General features: G+C 37.9%; 24 protein-coding genes. 2 read left to right on the top strand and 22 right to left on the bottom strand.

Annotation, left to right across the window (positions count from 1 at the left end; genetic code table 11):
• Positions 1-25 precede the first annotated feature (25 nt).
• The 5 genes from ACQQ2I_RS00400 to glmU form a co-directional block, all read right to left on the bottom strand.
• A complete protein-coding gene (locus tag ACQQ2I_RS00400; protein WP_391375797.1) occupies positions 26-253 on the bottom strand; it encodes an anti-sigma-F factor Fin in 228 nt (75 codons plus the stop codon).
• A gap of 55 nt (positions 254-308) precedes the next feature.
• Positions 309-872, bottom strand: coding sequence for an aminoacyl-tRNA hydrolase (pth, locus tag ACQQ2I_RS00395; protein ID WP_431028591.1), 564 nt, complete (start codon positions 870-872; stop codon positions 309-311).
• Positions 873-1,304: 432 nt separating this feature from the next.
• A complete protein-coding gene (locus ACQQ2I_RS00390) occupies positions 1,305-1,922 on the bottom strand; it encodes a 50S ribosomal protein L25/general stress protein Ctc (RefSeq protein WP_431028590.1) in 618 nt (205 codons plus the stop codon).
• A gap of 128 nt (positions 1,923-2,050) precedes the next feature.
• Entirely contained in the window at positions 2,051-3,010 is a 960-nt protein-coding gene (locus ACQQ2I_RS00385; protein WP_431028589.1) for a ribose-phosphate diphosphokinase, read from the bottom strand.
• Between the two features lie 25 nt (positions 3,011-3,035).
• Entirely contained in the window at positions 3,036-4,403 is a 1,368-nt protein-coding gene (glmU, locus tag ACQQ2I_RS00380; protein ID WP_431028588.1) for a bifunctional UDP-N-acetylglucosamine diphosphorylase/glucosamine-1-phosphate N-acetyltransferase GlmU, read from the bottom strand.
• A gap of 695 nt (positions 4,404-5,098) precedes the next feature.
• Here glmU and ACQQ2I_RS00375 point away from each other — a divergent pair.
• Positions 5,099-6,445: a C40 family peptidase gene (locus ACQQ2I_RS00375; RefSeq protein WP_431028587.1), complete on the top strand. Its 1,347-nt coding sequence runs from the start codon at positions 5,099-5,101 to the stop codon at positions 6,443-6,445.
• 61 nt (positions 6,446-6,506) lie between these two features.
• Here the strand turns inward: ACQQ2I_RS00375 and ACQQ2I_RS00370 are convergent, their stop codons facing one another.
• The 4 genes from ACQQ2I_RS00370 to ACQQ2I_RS00355 form a co-directional block, all read right to left on the bottom strand.
• The gene (locus tag ACQQ2I_RS00370; RefSeq protein ID WP_431028586.1) at positions 6,507-7,895 is read right to left on the bottom strand and encodes a UDP-N-acetylmuramoyl-tripeptide--D-alanyl-D-alanine ligase; all 1,389 of its coding nucleotides are present in this window, start codon (positions 7,893-7,895) and stop codon (positions 6,507-6,509) included.
• 32 nt (positions 7,896-7,927) lie between these two features.
• Entirely contained in the window at positions 7,928-9,220 is a 1,293-nt protein-coding gene (locus ACQQ2I_RS00365) for a YheC/YheD family protein (RefSeq protein ID WP_431028585.1), read from the bottom strand.
• A gap of 69 nt (positions 9,221-9,289) precedes the next feature.
• Positions 9,290-9,730 carry a hypothetical protein gene (locus ACQQ2I_RS00360; protein WP_431028584.1) on the bottom strand — a complete coding sequence of 147 codons (441 nt, stop codon included), beginning with the start codon at positions 9,728-9,730 and terminating at the stop codon, positions 9,290-9,292.
• 131 nt (positions 9,731-9,861) lie between these two features.
• The gene (locus ACQQ2I_RS00355; protein WP_431028583.1) at positions 9,862-11,238 is read right to left on the bottom strand and encodes a Mur ligase family protein; all 1,377 of its coding nucleotides are present in this window, start codon (positions 11,236-11,238) and stop codon (positions 9,862-9,864) included.
• Positions 11,239-11,395: 157 nt separating this feature from the next.
• Between ACQQ2I_RS00355 and ACQQ2I_RS00350 the strand changes: the two genes are divergently transcribed.
• On the top strand, positions 11,396-12,601 hold the full coding sequence (locus tag ACQQ2I_RS00350; RefSeq protein ID WP_431028582.1) for an ATP-grasp domain-containing protein: 1,206 nt from the start codon (positions 11,396-11,398) through the stop codon (positions 12,599-12,601).
• A 158-nt stretch (positions 12,602-12,759) separates the two neighbouring features.
• On the opposite strand, the gene ACQQ2I_RS00345 is transcribed toward ACQQ2I_RS00350, so the two are convergent.
• From ACQQ2I_RS00345 to metG, 13 genes are all read right to left on the bottom strand, one after another.
• Positions 12,760-14,928 carry a YheC/YheD family protein gene (locus ACQQ2I_RS00345; RefSeq protein ID WP_431028581.1) on the bottom strand — a complete coding sequence of 723 codons (2,169 nt, stop codon included), beginning with the start codon at positions 14,926-14,928 and terminating at the stop codon, positions 12,760-12,762.
• Positions 14,929-14,950: 22 nt separating this feature from the next.
• A complete protein-coding gene (locus ACQQ2I_RS00340; protein ID WP_431028580.1) occupies positions 14,951-15,382 on the bottom strand; it encodes a hypothetical protein in 432 nt (143 codons plus the stop codon).
• 449 nt (positions 15,383-15,831) lie between these two features.
• Positions 15,832-16,125, bottom strand: coding sequence for a septation regulator SpoVG (gene spoVG / locus ACQQ2I_RS00335; RefSeq protein ID WP_431030413.1), 294 nt, complete (start codon positions 16,123-16,125; stop codon positions 15,832-15,834).
• A gap of 196 nt (positions 16,126-16,321) precedes the next feature.
• On the bottom strand, positions 16,322-16,696 hold the full coding sequence (locus ACQQ2I_RS00330) for a RidA family protein (protein ID WP_431028579.1): 375 nt from the start codon (positions 16,694-16,696) through the stop codon (positions 16,322-16,324).
• Complete coding sequence (gene purR, locus ACQQ2I_RS00325; RefSeq protein WP_431028578.1) at positions 16,693-17,523, bottom strand: pur operon repressor; 831 nt, start codon at positions 17,521-17,523, stop codon at positions 16,693-16,695. Before purR ends, ACQQ2I_RS00330 begins: the two co-directional genes overlap by 4 nt.
• A gap of 82 nt (positions 17,524-17,605) precedes the next feature.
• Positions 17,606-18,472 (bottom strand): 4-(cytidine 5'-diphospho)-2-C-methyl-D-erythritol kinase, encoded by an 867-nt coding sequence (ispE, locus tag ACQQ2I_RS00320; RefSeq protein ID WP_431028577.1) that lies wholly within the window; start codon positions 18,470-18,472, stop codon positions 17,606-17,608.
• 180 nt (positions 18,473-18,652) lie between these two features.
• On the bottom strand, positions 18,653-18,832 hold the full coding sequence (locus ACQQ2I_RS00315) for a small, acid-soluble spore protein, alpha/beta type (RefSeq protein WP_391376450.1): 180 nt from the start codon (positions 18,830-18,832) through the stop codon (positions 18,653-18,655).
• Between the two features lie 349 nt (positions 18,833-19,181).
• Entirely contained in the window at positions 19,182-19,439 is a 258-nt protein-coding gene (gene veg / locus ACQQ2I_RS00310) for a biofilm formation stimulator Veg (RefSeq protein WP_431028576.1), read from the bottom strand.
• A 139-nt stretch (positions 19,440-19,578) separates the two neighbouring features.
• Positions 19,579-20,466, bottom strand: coding sequence for a 16S rRNA (adenine(1518)-N(6)/adenine(1519)-N(6))-dimethyltransferase RsmA (gene rsmA, locus ACQQ2I_RS00305; RefSeq protein WP_431028575.1), 888 nt, complete (start codon positions 20,464-20,466; stop codon positions 19,579-19,581).
• Entirely contained in the window at positions 20,459-21,025 is a 567-nt protein-coding gene (gene rnmV / locus ACQQ2I_RS00300; RefSeq protein WP_431028574.1) for a ribonuclease M5, read from the bottom strand. The genes rsmA and rnmV overlap by 8 nt, the downstream gene beginning before the upstream one ends.
• A 334-nt stretch (positions 21,026-21,359) precedes the next feature.
• On the bottom strand, positions 21,360-22,565 hold the full coding sequence (locus ACQQ2I_RS00295; RefSeq protein ID WP_431028573.1) for a ubiquitin-like domain-containing protein: 1,206 nt from the start codon (positions 22,563-22,565) through the stop codon (positions 21,360-21,362).
• Positions 22,566-22,698: 133 nt separating this feature from the next.
• A complete protein-coding gene (locus ACQQ2I_RS00290) occupies positions 22,699-23,475 on the bottom strand; it encodes a TatD family hydrolase (protein ID WP_431028572.1) in 777 nt (258 codons plus the stop codon).
• A gap of 253 nt (positions 23,476-23,728) precedes the next feature.
• A complete protein-coding gene (gene metG, locus ACQQ2I_RS00285) occupies positions 23,729-25,708 on the bottom strand; it encodes a methionine--tRNA ligase (RefSeq protein WP_431030412.1) in 1,980 nt (659 codons plus the stop codon).
• Positions 25,709-25,829: the final 121 nt, after the last annotated feature.

The raw sequence follows: 25,829 nt of genomic DNA, 5'->3' as shown, positions 1-25,829 counted from the left end.
TATTTCGTGTTGAAAACTGTCAAAATTATTGTAACCAATTTTTTAGCGCATAATAATCGGGAAATTGACGAAGCGAATCTTCACAATGCTCACAAATCGAATGAACAACAGTCTCTCCACGTTCATTCTTTTCAATATAGTCATCTACTTCTCCTACTTCAAATTGATGCAACTTACGGATTGTCTCCTCTGCATCAAACGGTAGCGTTCCCATTTCTGTTTCACAGTGCCTGCAACGATAACGAACTGGCATATGCGCCCTCCTTTGAATACTTTTGTATTCAAAGTATAGACGTTCATGTATTTTTTTATGCGCCATTAAATATGTTCATGACATCTAAAAACGTTTTAGATAGCGATGTTTCAACTGCTTCACAAGATTTTTTTATCGCATCTTGAACAATCGGCTCATCTTCTTTTGAAAACTTCGATAACACATAGTCTGCTACTTTCATACCTGCTGGTGGGCGGCTTACGCCAACGCGGATGCGATTGAATTCCTGTGTACCTAGGTGTTGGATTAATGATTTAATACCATTATGACCTCCTGCACTTCCTTTTGTACGAAGGCGTAGCTTGCCCGTTTCTAAATCTAAATCGTCATAAATCACAATAATATCTTCTACATCAATATCAAAATAATCCATCATCGGACGAACACATTCACCTGATAAATTCATATACGTAAGGGGCTTTAAAAGCATTACTTTTCCTTCAGGGCGATGTATACTCGCATACATGCCATTAAATTTTGTTTGATTTAATGGGGCACCCCATTGATCTGCTAATGCATCAATGACATCAAATCCTATATTATGGCGCGTATGCTCATATGGCTTACCCGGATTACCTAAACCGATAATTAACTTCATCGTTAAAAACCTCATTTTTATTTTTATAATTGTAGCTTATTTTAACATACCTAAATCAAAACTTCCTACAATACAAAGTCCCTGGTCATTTAATAAAGTTCTTTTGTTCGGATAAGGCAGTTTTGCTCATACCAAGGTGTTTTGACCGGATGCAGCGACGATTTGCTCGGATACCGTCGCTTTTTGACCGTTTATTTACCGCGGACTTTTGCTCTCCCTTTATAGTAGGCGGTTGCGTTACGATATGAACGCTACAAATGTCGACAGTTTTAAGTTAATTTATATAGTCGCTGTAAAAAATATAACTTATCTCGTCTCTATGAAACTACTTTATTCATCTTGTACACGCAGGCTATACCTAAAAATAAATATTTGAAATAAAAAATTGCACGGCTACCTGTCCGTGCAATTTTTTTATATTATATCTTTTGATTACGCTTTTGCTTCCGGTGTTTCAATTGCAGTTGGTTCTTTTTCTGCTGGATTGATTGCATCTGCTGGTTCAGACGCTGGCGGTGTAATGGTTACAAGTGTATCTTCATCAGCGTTCAATAGCTCAAATTTGCTGTTCCCTCGTATATCCGCAACAGATAGCGTGTCTCCAATGTCTAATGTCGATACATCAATTTCAATCGATTCTGGCATATCCATTGGCTTTACTTTTATCTTTAACGTATGAATAGGTTGCATTAAAACACCACCATCTTTCACGCCAAACGATTCCCCAACGATTGCAATTGGCACCTCCACCTCGAGCTCCTCACTCATATTAATGGCTTGGAAGTCGATATGTTTAATATGACCTTTTAATGCACAACGTTGAACTTCGCTAATCACAGCATTCACGGTTTCCCCATTAAGACTTAATGTAAACACCGCATTTTGACCACTTGTTTGTATCGCTTTTGTTAAATCCTTCGCACCTACTTTGATTGGTGTCGCTACGGTTTTGTAGCCGTAGACATTGGCCGGTATACCTCCGTCATTTCGTATTTTCGTTAAAATCGAACGAGAGCCAATTTCACGTGTTATTGCCGCTAATACAGTCATTTTTAAATCCCCTTTTCCATAAAAGTCTTCACCTTCAGCTTTACCCAGATAGGCTGAAACTAAACATTTATGAAGAAAGCACGAAAAGAGGCTATGTGCAATAATTGCACATAGCCCTATTCTAATCATTAATCAAATAATGTACTTACTGATTTGTTTTCATAAACACGTGCAATTGCATCAGCCATTAAGCCAGCAACAGAAAGCTGTTTAATTTTCGGAGACTTTTTGTCTTCTGATAATTGGATCGTGTTTGTTACGACTAATTCTTTAATTGCTGAGTTTTCAATACGCTCAATTGCTGGACCTGATAATACTGGGTGTGAGCAGCAAGCATACACTTCTTTTGCACCAGATTCAAGTAAAGCATTAGCACCGATTGTAATTGTACCCGCTGTATCGATAATATCATCGATTAAGATAGCTACTTTACCGTCAACGTTACCAACGATATTCATTACTTCTGCTACGTTTGGCTTCGGACGACGTTTATCGATAATTGCGATTGGTGCTTTTAGGCGCTCAGCCATTTTACGTGCACGTGTTACACCACCATGGTCTGGTGATACGATGACTACGTCTTCAGGGTTGAAACCTTTTGATTTGAAGTAATCAGAAAGTATTGGAACAGCTACTAAGTGATCGATTAAAATATCGAAGAAACCTTGAATTTGTGGTGCGTGTAAATCTAATACGATGACGCGAGTTGCACCAGCCGTTTCTAAAAGATTAGCTACTAATTTTGCTGTAATTGGCTCACGTGCTTTTGCTTTACGGTCTTGACGTGCATAACCGTAGTAAGGCATTACCACGTTTACTGTACGAGCTGAAGCGCGTTTTACAGCGTCAACCATAATTAATAGTTCCATTAAGTGTTCATTTACAGGTGCAGAAGTTGATTGCACGATAAATACGTCGCAACCGCGAATACTTTCTTCAATACTAATTTGAATTTCTCCATCACTGAAATGCTTTACAGATGATTTACCAAGCTCAACGCCCATTTCGTCTGCAATTTCTTGTGCAAGTGGGTTATTTGAGTTTAGCGAGAAGATTTTTAATTTTGAGTCAGCGTATTGATACGGCATGATGGCCTCCTGTTTTATCTTTTAATTATTTTAGTTTGTTACTAACATAGTTTAATTTATTTTCTTGTCGTGCACGGGCAACAGCTAATGCATCTGCTGGTACATCTTGTGTGACAGTAGAACCTGCCGCAATAAATGAGCCTTGACCTAATGTCACTGGTGCAACAAGATTTGAATTACAACCTACGAATACATCGTCTTCAATAATTGTTTTGAACTTATTTTTACCGTCATAGTTGACTGTAATCGAACCGCAACCGATATTACAGTTATCTCCTACTTCAGCATCTCCAATGTAGCTTAAGTGTGATACTTTCGTATTATTACCTAAAGTACTTTTCTTTACTTCTACAAAGTTACCAATTTTCACATGGTCACCTAATGCCGAAGCTGGACGCAGATGTGCAAACGGACCAACAGCTGTTTTATGGCCTACTGTGCTATCTAATACAACAGAGTTCTGAATCGTTGTGCCGTTGCCAACTGTACTATTCACGATATGACTATTTGGACCAATGACGCAATCCTCACCAATAACTGTATTTCCTTCAATGACACAGCCTGGTTGGATGATTGTATCTGAACCAATAATAGCCTCTGCACTAATATGTGTTGTAGACGGATTAATAATCGTAACACCATTACGCATATGTCGCTCATTAATACGCGCCCGCATAATTTCTTCTGCTTGAGATAAAGCAAAACGATCGTTTACACCAAGTGTTTCATCAAAATGGTCTGTTACATATGCTGCAACAACTTCACCTTGCTTTTGTAAAATCTCAATGACGTCTGGTAAGTAGTATTCACCTTGTGCATTATCATTTTTCACAAGCTTTAAAGCCTCAAATAATGCTTTATTGTCAAAGCAGTAAGTACCCGTATTAATTTCCGTTACTTTCTTTTGCTCTTCTGTTGCATCTTTTTGCTCTACAATTTGTGCTACATTTCCTTCCGTATCACGTAAAATACGACCGTAACCAGTCGGATTAGAAGCTACCGCTGTTAAGATTGTCGCTTTTGCATTTTGAGAAGTATGATAATCAAACAATGCTTTCATTGTTTCAGGGCGAATTAATGGCGTATCACCACAAACAACTAATGTTGTGCCTTCAAGCTTTCCTAAAAGAGGTTCTGCTTGTTGAACTGCATGTGCAGTACCAAGCTGTTCTGCCTGTAATACGTACTCACTTTGTTCACCTAGTTGTTCCTTCACCATCTCAGCTCCATGCCCAACAACTGTGACAATACGTTCCACATCAAGTGTTCCGATATGATCTACAACATGTTGAACCATAGGCTTACCACAAACAGAGTGAAGCACTTTATATAATTTGGACTTCATACGTGTTCCTTGACCAGCTGCTAACACAATAGCAAAAATATTAGTCATCTTTAAGTCCTCCAATTTAGCTCATTGTCTCTTATGACTATATAGTAAATGCACATCATTTTCAAGGTATTCAGACTTGACAAAACATTGACATATCCGTATTTCCCAACAATTAATACTACTACATGAAAAAAACTCTAACCTAAGCAAAATAATGCTATTTTAGAAACTAGTCCAACGCATGGCTACGTCAAAAAAACTGTGAATGACAAAATACATATCCCTCCCTAACATGGTATTTTTAGTAAAATATTATTCCCCGTCAAACGTTAAGAATGATAAACCGTGAAGTAAGATGCTCATGAATTGGAGTAGAAACTAGCGACTCTTAGAAAATTAATATTCTGTATAAAAACCATTATATGTAACTGAAACATTTGTAATTAAACTGTAATTTATACTTTCAAATCCAATAAACTCAAGCCTTGGCGTACTTTCTTAAAACGAACGGAAACATTTACCTACAAGAATTCTATGTTTTCTATGCTAGAGTCAATAGTGTTAATTCATAACGAGCAAATAGCACTAATTTCCATCCGATAAAGTAGCAGTTCCTTTACACAGAATTCTCGCACTTCTGCGCCAAGCAACCGCTAACCTTACAAAGAAAGATATATCACTATAAATGGATGCAAATTATGCTTTTAAACGACAGTAATATTTTTGCTCATATCAAGTCATTTAGGAGGTACTTTATGAAGAAACATTTTTTAACCACTACTTTAGCATTGACGATTGGGTTTAGCTCATTTACTACTATACCAACCATTACAGAACCGATTGAAGTATCGGCAGCAACAGCTACTACACAAAATAATGCGCAAGCCGTTGCCGTAAAGGCAGATCAACTTATTGCGACAGCAAAAAGTTTAATTGGTAAAGCGACGTATAGTAACACCGAGTACAAAGCCACTTATCCTTATAAATTTTCATGTGCTACTTTTCTTATGTATATTTTCGAGAAAAACGGGGTAGACCTTGCCACTTATAATGAAAATTATATGATGCAACAAGGGACGTATGTGCCACGCAGTCAGTTGCAAAAAGGGGATTTACTGTTCTTTAAAAGTAAAACAACAGGGACTGACCCTGATCATGTAGCGATGTATATTGGGAATAACAAAGTCATCCATATGGCCGATCCTAAGCAAAATATCGTTATTTCAGATTTAGATAGCAAACCTTATTACACAGAAAGCTATGTGACAGCTCGACGTGTGTTACCAACACTGATGTCTTCTAACCCTGCTACAAAAGGCGATTCAATTGTAGCAACAGCTTACGCCAATTTAAATAAAGTAAAAATGGGCTCAGTGAATAACGAAGCTGCGCTTACATTTACAGGTGGTGGATTTGTTGAGTATATTTACCGTAAAAACGGCGTATCACTTGGAACAAAAACAATTAATGAACAAATGAAATTAGGGACAGCTGTTTCGAAATCAAATTTACAAAAAGGGGATTTAGTGTTCTTTAATAGTACAAAAGGATCTAAAACACCTTCGCTTGTCGCTATCTACGCTGGCGATCATCGCCTTATTATCCCAAATTCAAATGGCATTATCACGAGAGTGCTATTAGTAGATTACTATGCGGACCATTATATTACGGCTAGACGCGTTGCTAACATGTCTACGACAAATCCGCCAACACAATCAACGACTTCCGCTACTCAAGTCGTGTCAACGGCAACAAGCTTATTAGGTAAAGCAACATTTGGTTATAGCTATAATGAGAGTGCATTAACATTTACAAGTGCCGGCTTTACTTACTATGTATATAAGAAAAACGGAATTAACCTAAAGTATAAATTAGCAAGCCAGCAAGCGACGGTTGGAACAGCTGTTGCTAAAGCGAATTTACAAAAGGGTGACCTATTGTTCTTTTCAAATAATAATGGTGGCCAAAAAATAACGCAAACAGCTATTTATACTGGCGATAATCAATATATTATGCTGAAAACAAATGGTACCGCTGTTAAACAAAATATCCTCTCCACATGGTCAAAGAATAACTATGTAACAGCACGTCGTGTTATGTAAAGCACCTACTATGAGAAAGAAGAATTCGATGAGAATCATTCGGATTCTTCTTTTTCACACTTTAGGGGCTTTCTTTTAGTTGATTGGCAAAGGCAATCATTGACCTACTCGACATCGGTCCCTTGATGAGTAATAGCGTACGCGCATCTAGCTTGGGTTTTAATACGTCCAATACGCCTTCAACATCTTTAAACGCATGCACTTCTGCTGTTGTCCCTTCCTTTAATGCTTGCTTGGCAATTTCCTCCGCTCTACTGCCAATGGTAATAAGCGTTTGAATATCATACTGTGCAATTAAACTACCAATCTCTTGATGATATTTTTTTTCAAAATTACCAAGCCTTTTAATATCCCCAAGAACGACAATGACCTTTTTATTTTTTCCAATGGAATGCAACACCTTGATAGCAGCTTCAATCGACGTGGGGTTATTTGTCCACGTATCGTCAATAATCGTACTTCCACCAATTCCTTGTGAAAATTCCAAATGCCTTGCCATTTGTTGAAACGTTCTTAAGCGTAAAATGGTTTTCTGAACCGATAGGCCAAGTTCTTTTATCGTGGCAATGACAGCAAGCGCGTTATACACTTGGTGCTCACCATACCCAGGAATATATGCCTGAAAGCTCTGATCATCTGTATGAACTTGAAACTTCATTCCCTCTTTTGCAAATTGAATATGAGAAGCACGCACATCTGCGGTTTGACTCATCCCAAATGTTACGACTTTTCCTTTAAATGCATGCAATGAAATTTTCTTTATATTTCCATCATCTGCATTCATAATTAACGTACCATCTGGTCGTATCCCTTCCACGATTTCAGCTTTTGCTTTTATATACCCTTCTAAATTTCGGCAACCATCTAAATGATGAACGCCAATATTCGTAATAATGCCGATTGTTGGCTGATAAATCATACATTGGTGTTTAATATTCCCGTTATTCCCTAAACCTAATTCAAATACCGCTGCTTGTGTATGTTCATCGATGCCCATTAAATAAGGTAGGGATTGACGTGGCTCGTTTTTACTGCTAATTGACGCTTGAATAGACATATCCTTGCTCAAAACATGCTTAAGCATCTCTTTTGTTGTTGTCTTTCCGCATGTGCCTGTAATCGCGACAACAGGTAGCTGAAATAACTGTCGATAATAGTAGATAAACTTCCAATAAGCTTGTAATACGCTCCGTACTTGAATCACCGTTGTTTGCGGCAATGCTTGTGCTAGTTCAGCAGTAGGTTTATCAGAAATGATGACAGCAGGCGCTCTTCTATCCAACTCTTTCCAGTCTATAGTGTCACTTTTACTCACAAACAGTAGTGTATGCGTTGCTACTAAATCATGCCGTTTATAATAAATAGCATGTTGCACATACCAGTTTTCCTTGCCGTTTAGTAGTTCTCCTCCTAGTAATTGACGAATAGATTTTACCTGTAATGCTTGCATACCATCCCCTCCTCTCACTATCCTATGAACCTTCAAGAGTGCTCACTAGGTTGTTTTACTACTATATTTCTATTTGTTAGGATTGTTTCGTACATCGTTTGATCTTCTAACCGTTTAAATATGGATATATCTGGTACATAATTTCCTTCAATAATCCATACTTCCCCCCGGTCTGTCACTCCAACATCAAATCCTACAACCGTTACATGATCACGATGTGCCAGCTCTTTCATCGCTGCTAAACAGATAGCATCTATTTGACTAGCAAGATCTTCCCAAGACTCTGGTGAAATAGGTGTTTGCTTCAGGGCTTCTTCTAACGGAAGAATGGCCCGTGCTGCATTCGTAATAAAAAATAAATGACCGGCCACTTTCACAGCCTTCCCTGTCACTTGCCAATCACCATCGACCTTTTGTGTCATCACCCGTATATCGATAAAGCAATCCTCAATCATCGTTAAAGGAATCCCTTGTTGAATGATATAATGCTTAGGCGCTAAGCATATTTGACAAATGTATTGGTACGCTTCTACTACGTCTTGTTTTTCCAATCTAGAGATACCGATATAAATTTCATACGTATTATTCCATTTACGTACTTTTATAATGTCTTTTCCTTGTTGACCGTTGCATGGTTTCAAAAAAACCATGTCATATTTTTTCAAAAAATTTTGGAATGTCGCCTCTGTGAGTAAATCCGTTTGAGGCATCAAATGAGAGAGAATCTGATATTGGTTCCACTTACTAATAGAGAAGTGTAATGTCGTATCATAAATCAAAATGTCACCCTTTAAATTAAATGCCATTTCAATCACAATACACTCACAGTTTGTATAAAACTGCCCAAGTTGTTGTGCCACTAAAAGTGCGATGTCTTGCATTTTATGAAAACAGTACCTATAGACAAATGGCTCAAAAAAGTGATTGGAATGTTTTGTCGTACAAGTGACTTGCCAATTAGATGTCTTTTTATGAACGGTTACAAAACGGTGAAATGCCCTTCTCCATAAAGAAGTTTGCGTTAATTGTGGCTGAATAATATAGTGTTGTTCACTCATTTCCCGTTGGAGGATTTTATATACGTCTTCTTTTTCTGATACTTGAATGAACATGTCATTTATGTTTAGATGAAACGATCCTTCTTCGACAGCAATCGTAATAAACTCTGTGCCATATACAGGCTTCAATATAATTTGTCGATGACTTGCTAACATGGAAAATAAGGATTCTTTCGAAAATTGCTCATTTGGGGCAAGGTACGGATGTAGCCTCTGTTCTTGTTGGAGTATTTTATATTGACCTATTCTACCTCTTGCCGCTTTCATAACGCCTCTCCTTTTACTTGATAGCCCCCTCAGTTTCAAATGCTACTGAGGGGAACAAACAATCAATTGTTATAAACTTTGACATCCTAAAGCAACAATGGAACCTTGGCTTACTGGAACTGCTCCTGTTTGGTCAAAATACCCTGTAATAATAAAGTCTTGCACAATATCATTGGCTGCTTGTGCGACTTGGTCTCGGAAAACGGCAACAAACGCATATTCTGTCATACCGATGATGCCTGTACCTTCCACTGTCACGACACAGTTTTGACCCTCTCTTCGACACTGAACAGATGTGATGGCATTGGCCGTGAATAAAAAACTGTATTGATCTGGTGTTTCAGTATCTTCAAATTGCAATGAAAGTGTTGATGTATCAAGAGTAGTCACACATACATTTGCAGCATATGTTAAATTGCCTCTTATACTTCCATTTACCCCGGAAAATCTCACGTTTTCTCTTAAAGCAAATGCAGCAACCCTTACACCACAAGGACAAATTACCCCCATCTTTCTCTCACCCCCTTCTCTCACACTATATTCTTTTCGCCACTTAAATGACCGGGTATTTGCCTGCAAAACCATAAATATACAAAATGATAGTAGTAAAAAAACCTCCCTCTTATATAAAAGAGAAAGGTTTAGATTTTTTTTCTTAATTTGCTTGCTAATTCAATCATCGTTTTACTGTACATATCACCTTTAATTAAAATAATCGTATTACTATCCACAATGTCCTTTAGTAAATCGTATACTAAAATGCTATTTTTAAAGCTATAAACAGGCTGTTGGAAACCTAGTTTTACGGCGTAATCGCCCATTATTTTTGCATGCTCTCCTACTGTTATTAGCACATCCACGCCTTTTTTATAAATTAGCTCACCTGCTTGCTCGTGAATCGTATATCCCCAAGACCCAACATCTGTAATCGTGCCAATAATCGCTACCCTTTTCTTTCTATTGGCTAATGCATTTAACACATCTAACGCTGCACTAAGTGAAGTCGTTGTAATACTCCATGTATCATCTAAAAGCAGCGCCCCATTCATGCCATTAAATAATTGAAGCTGTTTATTCAACTGCTTAAATGTTTGCAACTGCTGTGCCGCCTCCGGAATCGTTAAACCCATTTCAACAACCACCGCGATAGCAGCAAGCGCATTATACACTTGATGTTCACCAAAACCAGGTACTTGTATATCATAATGCTGTTGCCCATGATGAACCTTAAATTGCATACCGTTTACACCATATTTTAAATCGCTCGCTCTAAAATCACACGATGCGTCCTTTCCTATTCTAATAATGTTGCCACTAAATTTTTGTAGGTCAATTTTTTTCGTATTTCCATCTTCAGCATTGACAATTAATGTCCCATTAGGGTCTATAATATCTACCATTTCTCCTTTTGCCTCGATGTACCCTTCAAGTGTCTTACAATAATTTAAATGGTGAGCACCTATATTCGTAATAATACCAATCGTTGGCTTAAAATAGGCACCTGCTCTACGTAAATCCCCTGGTGCACCGACTGCTGTTTCAAAAACTGCCGCTTCTGTATCTTCCTCAATGCTTAATAAATACTGTAAAAAAGCCGTTCTCGAATTCGTACTAAGCTGTGTTGCTGTCACCTTTTTGTAAGGTGTAAGAATGTGCTTTACCATTTCCTTTGTTGTTGTTTTTCCAGCGGTTCCTGTTATGGCTACAACCGGCAGTTGAAACTGATTACGGTAATAATTGATAAATTTCCAGAAAGCCTCTTCGGAACGCTTTACTTGAATAAGGGTAACTTGTTGTGGTAGTTCACGAAAACTGTATGACAATTCTGTCACAAGCACTAGCGGAAAATACGTAGCAAGTTCTTCCCACCTTACGATTCGCTTTTCGATAAAGAGAACCGTATTTTTATGCTTCACTTGCTTTAATCGATACGCACCATACTGAATGATAACTTCTTCTCCTTGTACCAACTCTCCTGAAATAATTGTACATAATTGTTTCACCGAAAGAGGTTTCACCCTACACTTCCCCCTCCTTTCTTCTATATCGTATGTGCTAAAAAAAACATTGCTTAGATATTTGAATTAAACGTGATGGATAACCATGCAAAAACTATTTTTCACCATACATTTAAGAAAGGGTATAACAATTAGAGAAATAATGGAGATGAATATTTTGAAAACCATACTCTTTATAGGTGTAAATAAATCCGGTTCCAGTAGAGAAGCAACTAAAGCAGCGGAAAACTTAGGCTATTTGGTCGTTCTTTTCACAAATAATCCAAGACAAATAGAACAGCGTGAGCTCTATCCCGATATTCATAATATGATTTTGATTGACACAACAAACCTAGAAGAAATGAAACAAGAAATTCAAAAACTACTAAGCATTGGACTCGATATTCAAAACATTGTGAGTTTTGTTGATCCGTTTGTACATGTCGCTGCTTTACTATGTGATGAATTTTGTCACAATCTTACTTCTTCTAAGGCGATTAAAATGATGGAGGATAAAGAAGAAACGCGAAACTTTTTATTAAACGAACCATATTCACCTAAGTTCCAGATTATTAATCCTCAAGACCAATTCACTAAAAAATTGCACTTCCCTGTCATCGTAAAATCACCGAAATCTACAGGCTCAAAAGATGTATTGCTTGCTAATAACAAAAAGCAATTGAATAAACATATCTCCTCCCTTCGCAATAAGTATCCAGAGGAATCTATTATTGTGGAAGAATTTTTAGATGGCCCTCAGTATTTAGTAGAAGTTATTGTCCATGAACGTCAAGCACATATTGTCGCTATCATCAAACAAGAGATTACAAAAGGTCAGCGATTTATCATTACAGGATATGGTGTATTAGCAACGGTCCCTCCAAAATTACAAGCAGGTCTTGAAAATGTTTTACATTCAATTGTCACTAACTTTGATATTGAGACAGGTGCACTCCATTTAGAGCTTCGTTTGACACCTCATGGTTGGAAGCTCATCGAAATTAACCCGCGCATTTCTGGTGGTGCCATGAATAAAATGATTGAAGCTGCCTTTGGTATTAATTTAGTGGAGCAAACGCTTAAGTTATTCCTTGGACAAAAACCCCATTTAGAACCTACACATCAAAAATTTGTGTATACAAAGTACTTAATTGTAAAGCGCAAAGGTATACTACAAAAAGTGACTGGAAAGCTACGCGCAGCAAAATTACCTGGCGTTTATGACGTCTATATAAAGCCTAAAAAAGGAACCTTACTCATCCCACCTTTATCCATGGGGCACCGTTATGCCTATATCATCACACAAGGAAAATCACTAGCAGAAGTACGGAGATTAGCCGATAGAGCCGCCAAAGAAATTAAGTTTCATATGCGAGCAACATAGCGAAGGGGCCGTCTGAAAAGACATTTTGAGACGGACCTTTGCGACGAGGATGGTGGCATTTTGATGTGACCACCGCAGGAGCAATATTTTTTAATGAATAATTATTAAGGAGTAAAGGGGGTGTCCAGAAAGTAAAAACTTTCTGGACACCCCCTTGGTTATGGTTTAAATTGGTCATCTAAAAATTTAATCGTTTCAAACATATTGGTTTTACTCGCCCCTTTAACTAAAATCGTATCGCCTGGTTTGACCATTTTTTTAAGGAGTGCATGTAATTCATCTTTTTGTAGGAAATGATGTATGTGTGAGACAGGCATGCCTTTTTCCTTAGCCCCTTGCCCAATATCTTCTGTCCTGAACCCATACGTAATTAATACATCGATATTTCTCTCATGAATATAAGCCCCTAACTCACGGTATTGTTCCTCTCGTAAATCACCCAGTTCCCGCATCTGACCAATAATGGCGATTGTTCGTTTTTTTGCGATGGATGATAGTACATCAATTGCTGCTCTAGCCCCTTGAGGATGTGAATGAACCGTATCGTCAATTAATGTAATATTGTGACGGCAATGATACAATGTTAGCCTACGAGGTGGCTTTTTAAATAGCAGTCCTGCTTTGATCTCCATTGGTGAGAAGCCTAATTGATCTGCCACCGCAATCGCATTCAGCGCATTATAAACATGGTGCTGCCCTACTATGGGAATAAATAATTGTACTTCCTGCCCCGCTAATTTCATTTTAAATATCATACCATCGTCTTTATACTGCACATCATACGCCTTATAATCTGCGTTCGTATGAATGCCTACGGTCATGATTTTTCCTTTAAACATATCGGTCGTTAAATAAGTAGAATTTGTATCATCCTTATTTAAAATTAACAAGCCTTTTTGATCCATGCCATGAATTAGCTCTGATTTCGCTTTTGCAACCCCTTTAATATCACCGTCAAAGTTACCGACATGTGCTAATCCTATATTCGTAACAATACTAATATTCGGCTGAATAATACTACAATGATCTGTAATGACCCCTGGATAGGCCATACCATACTCTAATACAACCGCTTCGTGTGACTCATTAATGAGCTCTGCATGCTGTTTAGTATGTTCCGTTGTATTCCAATAATCTTTCGACTCAAAAATCGTCCATTTTTTTGATAGAATTGATGCCAAAAAGGCTTTTGAGGTTGTTTTCCCAGCACTTCCCGTAATGGCAATAATCGGTTTTTGCGATTTTTCTTCCATTTTTCTTCTCTTCGTTGCCCGAATTTCCTCTTGAATGTCCTTCTGATGATGCGCCAAATATTTTGCATATTGAATGGTATGCTTGACGACATCTAACTCTAAGTAAAATGCTGGTGGACAACCTGGTCGCCAATTTACTTCATATATCCAAATTTTTCGATTTTCATCTAGCCCTACATCGATGCCAATTTCATCAATAATTTCACCAAACTTGACCATTTGAATTTCATCTAAATGGCGTGCTAATGATAAAGCAAAGTGCTCAAGCATCCGCTTTATATTAAATGCCTCTTCTTGAAACTCTTGTTGTAAAAATGGCTCTAAATAATTCGTGAAACCTCCATTATTAATGTTTGGAATAATGGAGCCAGCGGGTGCTACTCTTGGATATACGGTCGTAATCACCCATTTTCCTTCACCATTTTTTTGAACATGCAATCGGAAATCAAACACTTGCCCCGATTTCATCACAGATTGAATATATGGTTGAATAATGAATGTTTCTTGTGCCAGTTGCTCTGTTAAAAGCGTATCTAGTTGCTCCTTTGTGTAGCGTTCTTTAATCGTATCTTTTTGAACTTCATAGCTACTTCCTACTTTTGAAATAAAATAAATCCCTTTTCCTTTACGCCCTGCCATCGGTTTAAATACTACTTTTTTAAACGATGTAATATATTTATAAAATTGCGCTTCGGTTTTCACAACTTCAGTCGGAATCAAATAGTTCGCAAATTCCTTTGCTTCCTTTAACCGCTCTGTAATATTCCACTTATTACCAATAGAATGCGTTGTAAAGGGAATTTCCTTTTTCAGTTTGTTAATAATCTCTTTAGATACAGCTAATTTTTCCGGACTGCCTGTATTGTAAATCACATCAGGAAAAGGGACGGTACGTTCTTTCCACTCACCATCCTCTAATATCTTTGCCTGAATCGTCTTAGTCGTAAAATTAACGGTATTTGGGGAAAAATAAAAAAAGGATACCCCTTCTGCTTTTGCTACTGCTGCATATGCATACGATTTAATCACCGTTGTTGGATCTTTACGGTGATGTAACATACCAATCGTTGTCATCCAATACGCTCCCTTTCTTGTATTACCATTTTGATTCCACGTAAAATTTCCGTACTAATAAATCCGGATCTAACAATTGAATCGCTGTAATATAGCGTAAATCTACCGTTGCCTTTGCAAGTGATTTTTCTAATCTTACAACTTCCTTCATCATATTTGTCTCATTATCTTCTAAGTCAAATGCTCGTAATAGTGACACTGTAATATGGCGAGATTGCTTTTCTATTCCCTCAAGCCGAAAATATGTTGTTTCGATTTGTGCTGTTGCATTACTTAAACTTAATATCGTACCTTCTGTTGTGATAAGACAAAAAGGGATTGTGTCACTCCCCACTATTTTCATGAGTAAATGACCATAATATTTAGACCAGGAAGTTGTGAGTAAATCTTGAAATGTTTTGATATCCTCCAGCGCTTCGCATAAGAAAGATTGTTTTCGCTGTTCATTTTTCATTTTCTTTGTCCTCTCCTTCCTTGTCATTTATGATCTGTAAAACACGCCCCATTTACCTATAAGAAGGTTCTTTCTACCATATGAACAGATAGTGAAAATGGCAATTTATAACGCCCAATCTGCATAACTTCCTAGCATTACATAGGGGGCTATAAAGTTGAAGAAGAAAAAGAACCCCCTATCAATAGCAAGGATTCTAAGAAAAGCGTATTCGCGTCCGCTTAACTGCGACAAGCACTAACAGTAAACTCTTAGCGTGCTTGACACGCGTAGTGTTTGATAAAGCGACCCCGAGCAGCGTGCTCCTACCGCTTACGCTTTCGTCGCAAAATAAATTTTAATGCGAATGCCTAGACACTCTTTAAACTAGAAGAAATTTATACTTTCTTATCTTTTCAAAAAAAATAAGCCTATTCTTTGAAAGAATAGACTCATTTATTGAAAAACCCTTATACGTTTGATTCTTCTAATTGTAAAACTTCTTCTTCATTTTCTTCGTCTGAAGCGTGATAAGCAGCTAAAACGATTTCTTGGATTTTATTGCGTGTTCCCGAGTTAATCGGATGGGCAATATCACGAAACTCCCCATCTGGAGTACGCTTGCTCGGCATCGCAACAAATAAACCCGAATTGCCATCAATCACTCGAATATCATGAACTACAAACTCATCGTCTAGTGTGATGGAAGCGATCGCGCGCATTCTGCCATCAGTTTGCACACGGCGTAATCTTACATCTTTTATGAGAGTTAATTTCTACAAAAAATATAAAATTCCTGCCTGAATTGAATAAAAATTGAAAATATTTTATTTTTTATGAAAAATAATGTTTTTTCCAGCAAGAATAGTGACATTTTGATGAGCGTAATGATAGTTACGAGGAGCAGAAGAGAGGGTGATTGGCAAGCTAACCCTTTCCAATCACCCCCTTTTTATATGCTTATTTCACTAATGCAATGACTTCGATTTCTACTTTTACATCTTTCGGCAGGCGTGCTACTTCTACAGCTGAACGAGCTGGCTTATGATTTCCGAAATGCAATGCATACACTTCATTCATATGTGCAAAATCGTTCATATCTTTCATAAATACCGTTGTTTTGACAACTTGGTCTAAAGATGTACCAGCTGCTGCTAATACCGCTTTTAAGTTTTCAAATACTTGATTTGTCTGTTCTTTAATATCGCCTTCTACTAACTCACCTTGTGCAGTTAATGGAATTTGACCTGAAGAATAAAACATGTTATTGACGATAATCCCTTGTGCATAAGGACCAATCGCTGCTGGTGCATTTGTTGTTGATACCGTTTTCATCCTAATCGCTCCTTTGAAAAATAATTCCCTTCACTTAATGCAATGGTACGATCCTTCTCGTTTACTTCATGTAATTTCACTAAAGAATAGTAGTCATCAACAAGCGTTTCATCCGCATGCTCTGCTTCTACTAAAACGGCAATACCTGCAAGCTCACAATCGAACTCCTCCAGTAAATTTTTCATTCCGTTCATCGTACCGCCGACCTTCATAAAATCATCGGTAATGAGCACACGCTGGCCACTCTTCATACTGCGTTTTGATAATACCATCGTCTGAATACGACGAGAAGAACCTGATACATAATTAATACTGACGGTAGAACCTTCTGTTACTTTATTATCACGACGAACAACGACAACCGGTACATTCAAATGACGTGCAATAGCATGGGCAATTGAAATCCCTTTCGTTGCAACGGTCATGATGACATCGATTTGCTTGTCTGCAAATGCGCTAGCAAAGACTTTTCCCACTCGATTCATTAAATCGGGATTGCCTAATAAGTCCGTCATAAATAAGTAGCCGCCTGGTAATAATCGATCCGACTGCCCCAGTTCTACAATCAGTTCGTGAATAATATTTTTTACTTCTTCATCTGACATTTTCGGGATATATTTTACCCCACCTGCTGCGCCAGGTACTGTCAGTAACAACCCGATTCCTTTTTCTTCAAAAGTTTCCTTTACAATCGTTAAATCCTCACTAATTGAGGATTTTGCGGCATTGTATAGATCAGAAAAATAAGTTAGCGGGATCAGCTGGTGTGGATGCTCAAGTAAATAGTAAGTCATATCAACAAGGCGTTCACTGCGCTTCCATTTCATGTGATCCTCTCCTATATATACATAATAAAAAGCATTCTTAAATACGAACTTTTAATAGGTAAATTACCATAAATATACGTATTTAGGCAAGTGGATTCCGCTCACCTAACATCCGTACAACATATACTTCTTCACAAAAACCACGTAAACCATTGTAAACTCGTGTCGCACGTGTTTCTGAATCAACAAGGCCAAACACCGTCGGACCGCTACCACTCATAAGGACTGCATCGGCTCCGAAGCGCTGCATTTGCTCTTTAATCGTCACCACTTCAGGATGAAGCTTAAATGTTACAGTTTCCAAAACATTTCCTAAAGACTCACAGATCAACTCATAATTTTGTTGCTCAATCGCTTTAATCATTTGTTTTGTACTAGGGTGTTTTATGCCTTCTAATTTTAGTCCGCCATATACTTCGGCAGTTGAAACACCGATTTTTGGTTTTGCTAGTATGACCCAACAAGTTGGTGGAGCCGGTAATTCTTCAATTTTCTCCCCGCGCCCTGTTGCAAGGGCTGTACCACCATACACACAAAACGATACATCTGATCCAATTTTCGAACCGTGCTCTGCTAACTCATCTAACGTTAAATTTAAATCCCACATATCATTCAAACCACGTAACGTAGCTGCCGCATCACTGCTACCACCTGCTAATCCAGCGGCGATTGGAATTTCTTTTTCAATTTTAATCGATACACCTTCTGCAATGCCGTATGTATCTTTTAAAAGCTTCGCTGCCTGGTAAGCAAAATTGCGCTCATCATCTGGCACAAAGCGATCAGCCGAAATAATTTTAATTTGACCATCTTTACGAGGCTCTAATCCTATACGGTCAGCTAAGTCAACGGTTGTCATAATCATTTCTACTTCATGGTAATGATCTGGGCGTTTATATAAAACATCTAATGTTAAATTAATTTTAGCGGGCGCCTTTACATACAGCATGCCAAAATCCTCCTTACGTCTCGCAAATCCATTCGCGAATATCATGCCATTTATTTTACCATAGACAGCTACCTCGGACTTATGGAAAGTGTTTAAACTTTTATATAAATTCTCTGCACAAAAGAAATCCCTCATCGAAAAATATTCCGAAGGGGATTCCTATGTGTGTCAACCTTACTTCTATTTTCGGTTGGCGTTAGCTAGATTCTGCTCCGCCATTTCAATAGCACGTTTGACCATATTTCCGGCATCACGAGCTTTAATCCCGCCCCAGCCTTCTCTTTCTACTACATCATAAAATCCGAGTTCCTTGGCAATCTCTTCTTTTAGACGTTGCGACATGATCTTCCCTTTAGCCATGCGTATGAACCTCCTCCTGAAAGTCTGGTTGACGCACATAGTATGTGAAGAGTAGTTCACTTTATGCTTGGCTATAAAGTGAACCTTCAATCAGTGGGGGTTCCTCATCCCCGACTGATTGTTAGTTGAACCAATCGGGCTTTTACGGGTAGTTGATCTCCCACCTATGCTTCTCGATTTTCCTTAAGCCTTGAGGTGGGAATCTTAATGCCCGTTAACGCGGGATAAATAGGCTACATATGTAAATCATACGAATGTGATACAAGCATTTTGCATAACCTTCAATAAAAGATGAAAAACACCCATTAGCAATGAGTGTTTCATCTAAACATATAAATAAAACTAGGCATTACTTTGCGACAGCCATTGTGTCGTCTAAAAAAGTAATTTCGACTGCTTCTGTTAAAATATCTGTGTAGCTATAAGACACACGTTTACACGAATTGTCTTCTTGGTCAAGTTCAACAACGAATACGGCACGATACGTTTCGCTTAGTACGCCTTGGCACTCAACTGTTTTCTTGCGACCTCCGTTTGCTCGTAATTGCAAACGTTTTCCCAAATGACACTCTAACGACCTTTTAATGTCGGCTAACGTTTTTGGCATTTTCGCATACACCTCACTATTAAAAAGTGTATCACAAACCGCCTAAATAGTCAACAAATTATAATATTTTATCACCTAACAATTATATTCGTCAACTTTTTCTTGTAAAAAAAATAGCGTAATTTATGTGAAATTCATATTATTGACGATTGCAAAAATGCGGATATAATGCATCTGCTAAGCGGCCAAACTCTTCGATCGTCAATGTTTCACCTCTTCGTGTCGGCTCAATACCGCTCATTTCCAACGCATCCAAAATCACTTCTTTATTTTTCTTACCATTTTGAAGACCTGCTTGTAAGTTATTAAAAATCGTTTTACGGCGTTGTGCAAATGATGTGCGTGTAACCTCAAATAGGAAGTCCTCATCAATTACGTTTACTGGTGGCGTATCGTGTTTAATCAGCCGAATAACAGCCGAATCTACATTCGGTTGTGGCATAAACACCGTTTTCGGTACAATCATGGCGATCTCAGCTGTACAGTAATATTGAATAGCAATAGATAATGAGCCATACTCTTTTGTTCCTGGCTTTGCTGTAATACGATCTGCAACCTCTTTTTGCATCATGACAACAAATCCCCGAATCGGCAGGCGGTCATTTAGTAACTTCATTAAAATCGGTGTCGTTACATAGTAAGGTAAATTCGCAACAACCATAATATCATTTACATGCGCCATTTCTTCTTGGATGACTTTTACTACATCTGCTTTTAATATATCAGAATGCACGATTTTTACATTATCATACGGGCTTAGTGTGTCTTCTAGCACAGGTAGTAGACGTTGATCAATCTCAAATGACACCACTTTTTTTGCTGCGCGTGCTAAATGCTCTGTTAATGCTCCGATTCCTGGTCCTACTTCAATCGCACCACTGTCTTTTGTTAAATTGGCATGACTGACAATATTGCGTAAAATATTTGGGTCAATTAAAAAGTTTTGCCCTAGGCTTTTCTTAAATGAGAATCCATATTTATTTAAAATTTCTTTCGTACGAATCGGTGTTGCAATATCTTTATACATGTTTTTCCTCCTGATCTAACTGTACTATAGCTTCCTTAAATTGCTCTTCTGTAATTTGAAACATAATCAGGCGCTTATGTAGCTGCTTGCCGTTCGTCATACCAATATTCAAAATTTCTCCCATTCGAGTGCGACGTTCCTTTGATTGGGGATGCCCAATCAATTTCGCTAGCATTAAATCTTCCAGTGTAATTTTCTCTTCAAAATAATTGCTTGTATTTACTGTATACACATTACGCAATGCTATACGGATGTCTTCATCACTTGCATGCTCAATCCCTAAGCCTTTTCCATTTTTAGCGATTGTTTTCTCCTTCGCTAAAAAGGCATGCTTCACACCCGGTATACGTTCTTCAATAATCGCGCGAATGCGACGCCCTGGATAATCTGGGTCTGTGAATACGATGACACCACGTTTCTTTTGAGCATGTTCAATGCGACGAAGCGTTTCTTCTGAAATGGCAGAACCATTTGTCTCAATTGTATCGGCGCCAACTGCACGCTTAATGGCCACTGTATCGTCCTTGCCCTCTACAACAATAATTTCTTGTATGTTCAAAGTATATCCTCTTTTCCCTCAAGCTTCTTTTGACATTTTAACATAGGTGTCTTACTTACACCCACGAAAAAAGCTTTCCCGCCAGTCAAAACGGGAAAGCCTATTCATTTTGGAATACTTGTATTTAGTTTACTAACATCTATATTAATGATTCAATTCACATTAGAAAAGTTGTAAAATTTTGATTTTTAAATATTCATACTATCCTGATTGAATTTGATAGCTGCTATTTCTATCACGCATGCTTAGGCAACGAGAAACTTAGCTCATGCTTACATAAGCACTACAATAGAAGTGTACAATCTATGACTTTCATAAATAAATAGCCAATTTGTTAATTTAACACTTTAATACGTACTTTTTTACGTCCCCAGCTTTTCGCTGCAGACTTTGATGAAACTAATATATCAATTTTATTGCCTTTAATGGCACCGCCAGTATCAGCTGCGACGGCATAGCCATAACCTTCAACCCAAACCTTTGAACCTAACGGAATAACATTTGGGTCAACAGCAATGACTTTCATATTTGGATTTGCTTTTATATTAAGACCTGTAGCAGTGATGCCCGTGCAACCATTACAGTTTGGTGTATAAGCCGTTGCGGTTACGTAAAATTCTTTTCCACCAGCTGGCGCCGAGGAATTATCACGTGATACAGATGCTGTTACAACCTTCGTACCAACTGCTACTACTTTTGTTGTTGGTTCTTTTATTACTTTTTCAGATTTTAATGCTTTCGTTACAATTTTGCCATTTTCTTTTACGACTTCATACGTTCGTTCAACGGTACCTTTTTGACCTGCTGTAACGACTTGTTCTTTTCCCTTCAATATCGAAGAATCATTTTTCTTTTCAACTGCGAAATCGATTGATTCTTCCACCACATCGGTAACTTTTTCTACGCGAACAACTGCGATTTTATCGTTTGGAGTGATAACGTCCTCCATGTTTTTCTCGACACGATCAAATTCGTCTAATGTAATATCTTGTTGTTTCAAAAAGTTAGCGACCGTAGTCGAAGTGGACCATACTTGTCTCTCTTCTAAGCCATCGACAAGCGTTAACTGAAACGCCTTTTGAATATCGATTTTGTTATCTGCTCCTACTTCTGTATCTAAGCCGAGTGATACTTCATCATGCTCCGCTACTTCAATATTTGCTTCTTCCAAAATGTTCTTCACTACTTTTTCAGTTGTCCAAATATTTGACTGATTTCCATCAACTGAAATAAAGATTTCTTCTGCCTGTTCCCAAGTAATTGTCATTCCGCTGACAATCTCAGTGTCCAGTGAGGGGGATACTTTATCATATTCTGCCACAGTGATATCCTGTGACGCTAACAATTCTGCAACTGTTTGTGCATGTGTTGCTAATTCTATTTGTTCTCCATTTGCATTCACTACAACGGATGTTTTCGTTCCCTGATATAAAACGAATAAAATTACTGTTACAAACAGGATAAGTGATAATATTCTTACCGCTGTTTGCTTACGCCTCAATGAACTAAAGAACAGGTTTTTCATGGTGTGATTTGACATGAAAAAACGCCTCCTTAATACTCGTTGGATTATACGGGCTTGATTTCTAGCTGTCAACCCTCATTCCCGTATGTACATTTTTACAACTGCTTGTAAACCTTTTCAAACGTAGCATTGGAGGCGAGTTCACAAATTAGTCACAAATGCCGAAAAAGCGCTTTGCATTTTCCGTTGTTGCTTTTGCCACATCTTCTACCGGAAGTTCCTTGAGACGGGCAATTTCTTCGGCAACGAGCAGCACAAAACAAGGTTCATTTCGCTTCCCTCGATATGGGTGAGGAGCCAAATAAGGTGCATCCGTCTCGATTAGTAAATGCTCTAACGGAATTTCTTTCGCTACTTCTTTTGGTTGGCGTGCATTTTTAAATGTCACAGGCCCACCTAGACTAATCATAAAATTCATTGCAATACATTCACGGGCCGTTTCTACACTCCCGCCATAGCAATGCATAATGCCACCAACAGATGCTGCATTTTCTTCATGTAAAATACGTACGACATCGCCTGTTGCCTCACGATTATGAATAATAATCGGCAAGCTACATTTTTGCGCTAGCTGTATTTGCTTTCGGAACCAATATTCTTGGATATCCTTTGGTGACTTGTCCCAGTAATAGTCTAGTCCTGTCTCACCGATTCCGACAACTTTTGGATGCTTGGCTAACATTTCAATCCATTCAAGCGTTTCATCCGTACAGTCAATAGCATCGACCGGATGCCAACCAATTACAGCATAAATAAAGTCATATTCCTCTACGAGCTTCATCGCGCGTTCAATTGTCTTGCGATCAAATCCAATCACGATCATTTTCTCTACGTTTGCTTGTAACGCTCGATCAATTACTTCCTGTAAATCTTCCTCGTACTGATCTGCATTTAAATGTACATGTGTGTCAATATAAGAAGCCATTTTTCTCTCTCCTACCCTGTATTGTAATCGAATAGAATGTTTCCTGTTTTTCAGAAATATTTCATTTTCATTACTCACTAGTTTATTTTGTAATAATATAAGCCATACATTTTATAGGAATAAGGTTTAACTAGCTACAGCCTTCCATTTAAAGGATTTATAGCTATATTAGAATAATTTTAAACCATCGTTTATTCCTCACGATAAAAAGTCTGTCGAACACTTGATTGTTCAACAGACTTTTTTCAACAAATCACTTTACTTTTGCACCGTTTTCTAATTTCGGATCAACCGTTGCAAGTGTTAAAAAGCCCTCATGAGAACCCGCTAAAATCATTCCCTGTGATAATTCCCCACGTAATTTTACAGGTTTTAAATTCGCGACAACAATTACTTTTTGCCCTACTAATTGTTCCGGTTTGTAGTGCTCTGCAATCCCTGATACGACTTGGCGTTGTTCATAACCAAGGTCTACTTGCAGCTTTAATAATTTATTGGCTTTTGGTACAGGCTCACAAGCTGTAACTGTGGCTACACGTAAATCTACTTTCATGAAATCATCAATTGTGATTTCTGGCACTTCAGGTACTTCTGTTACCTCATTTTTTGTTTCTACTTGAGGCGTTTGGATGCTCGCTTGCATTTGCTCACGAATATAGGCAATTTCCACTTCCGTCTCTAGACGAGGGAAAATAGGAATACCTTTTTCTACCACTTTTGTGTTTAGCGGAATAATATTTCCGAATGTTAAAATAGAATCCCATGTTAATAACTGCTCATCTAAACCAAGCTGTTCTGCTATACGTTTTGGTGATGACGTCATAAATGGCTGTAACATTACTGCAATATGACGTAAGCTTTCTGCTAAGTTTGCCATGACAGCAGCTAATTTCGGCTTGTCTGCCTCCTCCTTTGCTAAGACCCACGGAGATGTTTCATCAATATATTTATTTGTACGTGATACGAGTGACCAAAGCTCAGATAATACAACACTAAATTGCATTTTCTCCATGCTTTCTTCATATTTAACACGTACTTCTTCTGCATGCGCCTTTAATGCCGCATCAAACTCTGTTGCTTCTAGATTTTCTGTTGGAATGAACCCGTCAAAATATTTATTCATCATGGATACAGTACGGTTTAATAAGTTCCCTAAGTCATTCGCTAAGTCGAAATTTGTTCGTTCCACAAATGATTCTGGTGAGAATACACCATCTGAACCAAATGGCAGCTCACGAAGTAAGAAATAACGTGTTGCATCTAAACCGTAACGCTCTACAAGCATTTCTGGGTATACAACATTTCCTTTTGATTTCGACATTTTCCCATCTTTCATCATAATAAAACCATGGGCGAATACTTTTTTCGGTAATGGTAAACCTAAAGCCATTAGGAAAATCGGCCAGTAAATTGTGTGGAAACGCACAATGTCTTTTCCTACTACATGCACATCAGCTGGCCAATACTTATTGAATAGCTCTTCGTTGTCTGAACCATAACCAAGTGCCGTAATATAGTTGGATAAAGCGTCTACCCATACGTAAATAACATGCTTGGGATCGCCAGGTACTTTAATGCCCCAGTCAAATGATGTACGAGAAACAGATAAATCTTCTAAGCCAGGCTTAATAAAGTTGTTAATCATTTCATTCTTGCGAGATTCTGGTTCAATAAATTCGACATTTTCTTCATAGTACTTCAGTAATTTATTGGAATATTTTTTCATATTAAAGAAGTAAGATTCTTCTTTAACTGTTTGAACAGCACGACCACAATCTGGACATTTGCCGTCTACTAATTGCGTCTCTGTATAATATGACTCACATGGCACACAATAAAGTCCTTCATACTCGCCTTTATAGATGTCGCCATTATCTAAAAAGTGTTTAAAAATCTTTTCAACACTTTGTTTATGACGCTCTTGCGTCGTTTGGATAAAGTCATCATAAGAAATGTCCATTAATGACCATAGCTTTTTCGCCGCATCAGCAATCTCATTTACGTACGCTTGAGGATGTTTACCTACTTCTTGTGCTTTTTCTTGGATTTTTTGTCCATGCTCGTCCATCCCTGTTAAAAAGCGTACATCGAAACCACGTAAACGCTTGTAACGTGCGATTGTATCCGATGCAACCGTTGTATACGCGGTACCGATGTGGAACTTACCGCTTGGATAGTAAATAGGGGTTGTTATATAAAATGTTTTTTGTTCGCTCACTAGAACTGCCTCCATTTGTTTCACAGTATAGTACTTATTCTAACGAAGTCCGAAATTCGTTTCAATGAAAGATTATTAAGAAAACACATTCACCGTTATATTGTGCCATTTAGTTGCTCAATAACATACAGTTTAT

The sequence above is a fragment of the Lysinibacillus sp. LZ02 genome, assembly GCF_050613145.1.
Taxonomy (GTDB): domain Bacteria; phylum Bacillota; class Bacilli; order Bacillales_A; family Planococcaceae; genus Lysinibacillus_B.
Note: the sequence above shows the minus strand (reverse complement) of the source record. Positions and strands in the feature narration are given on the sequence as shown.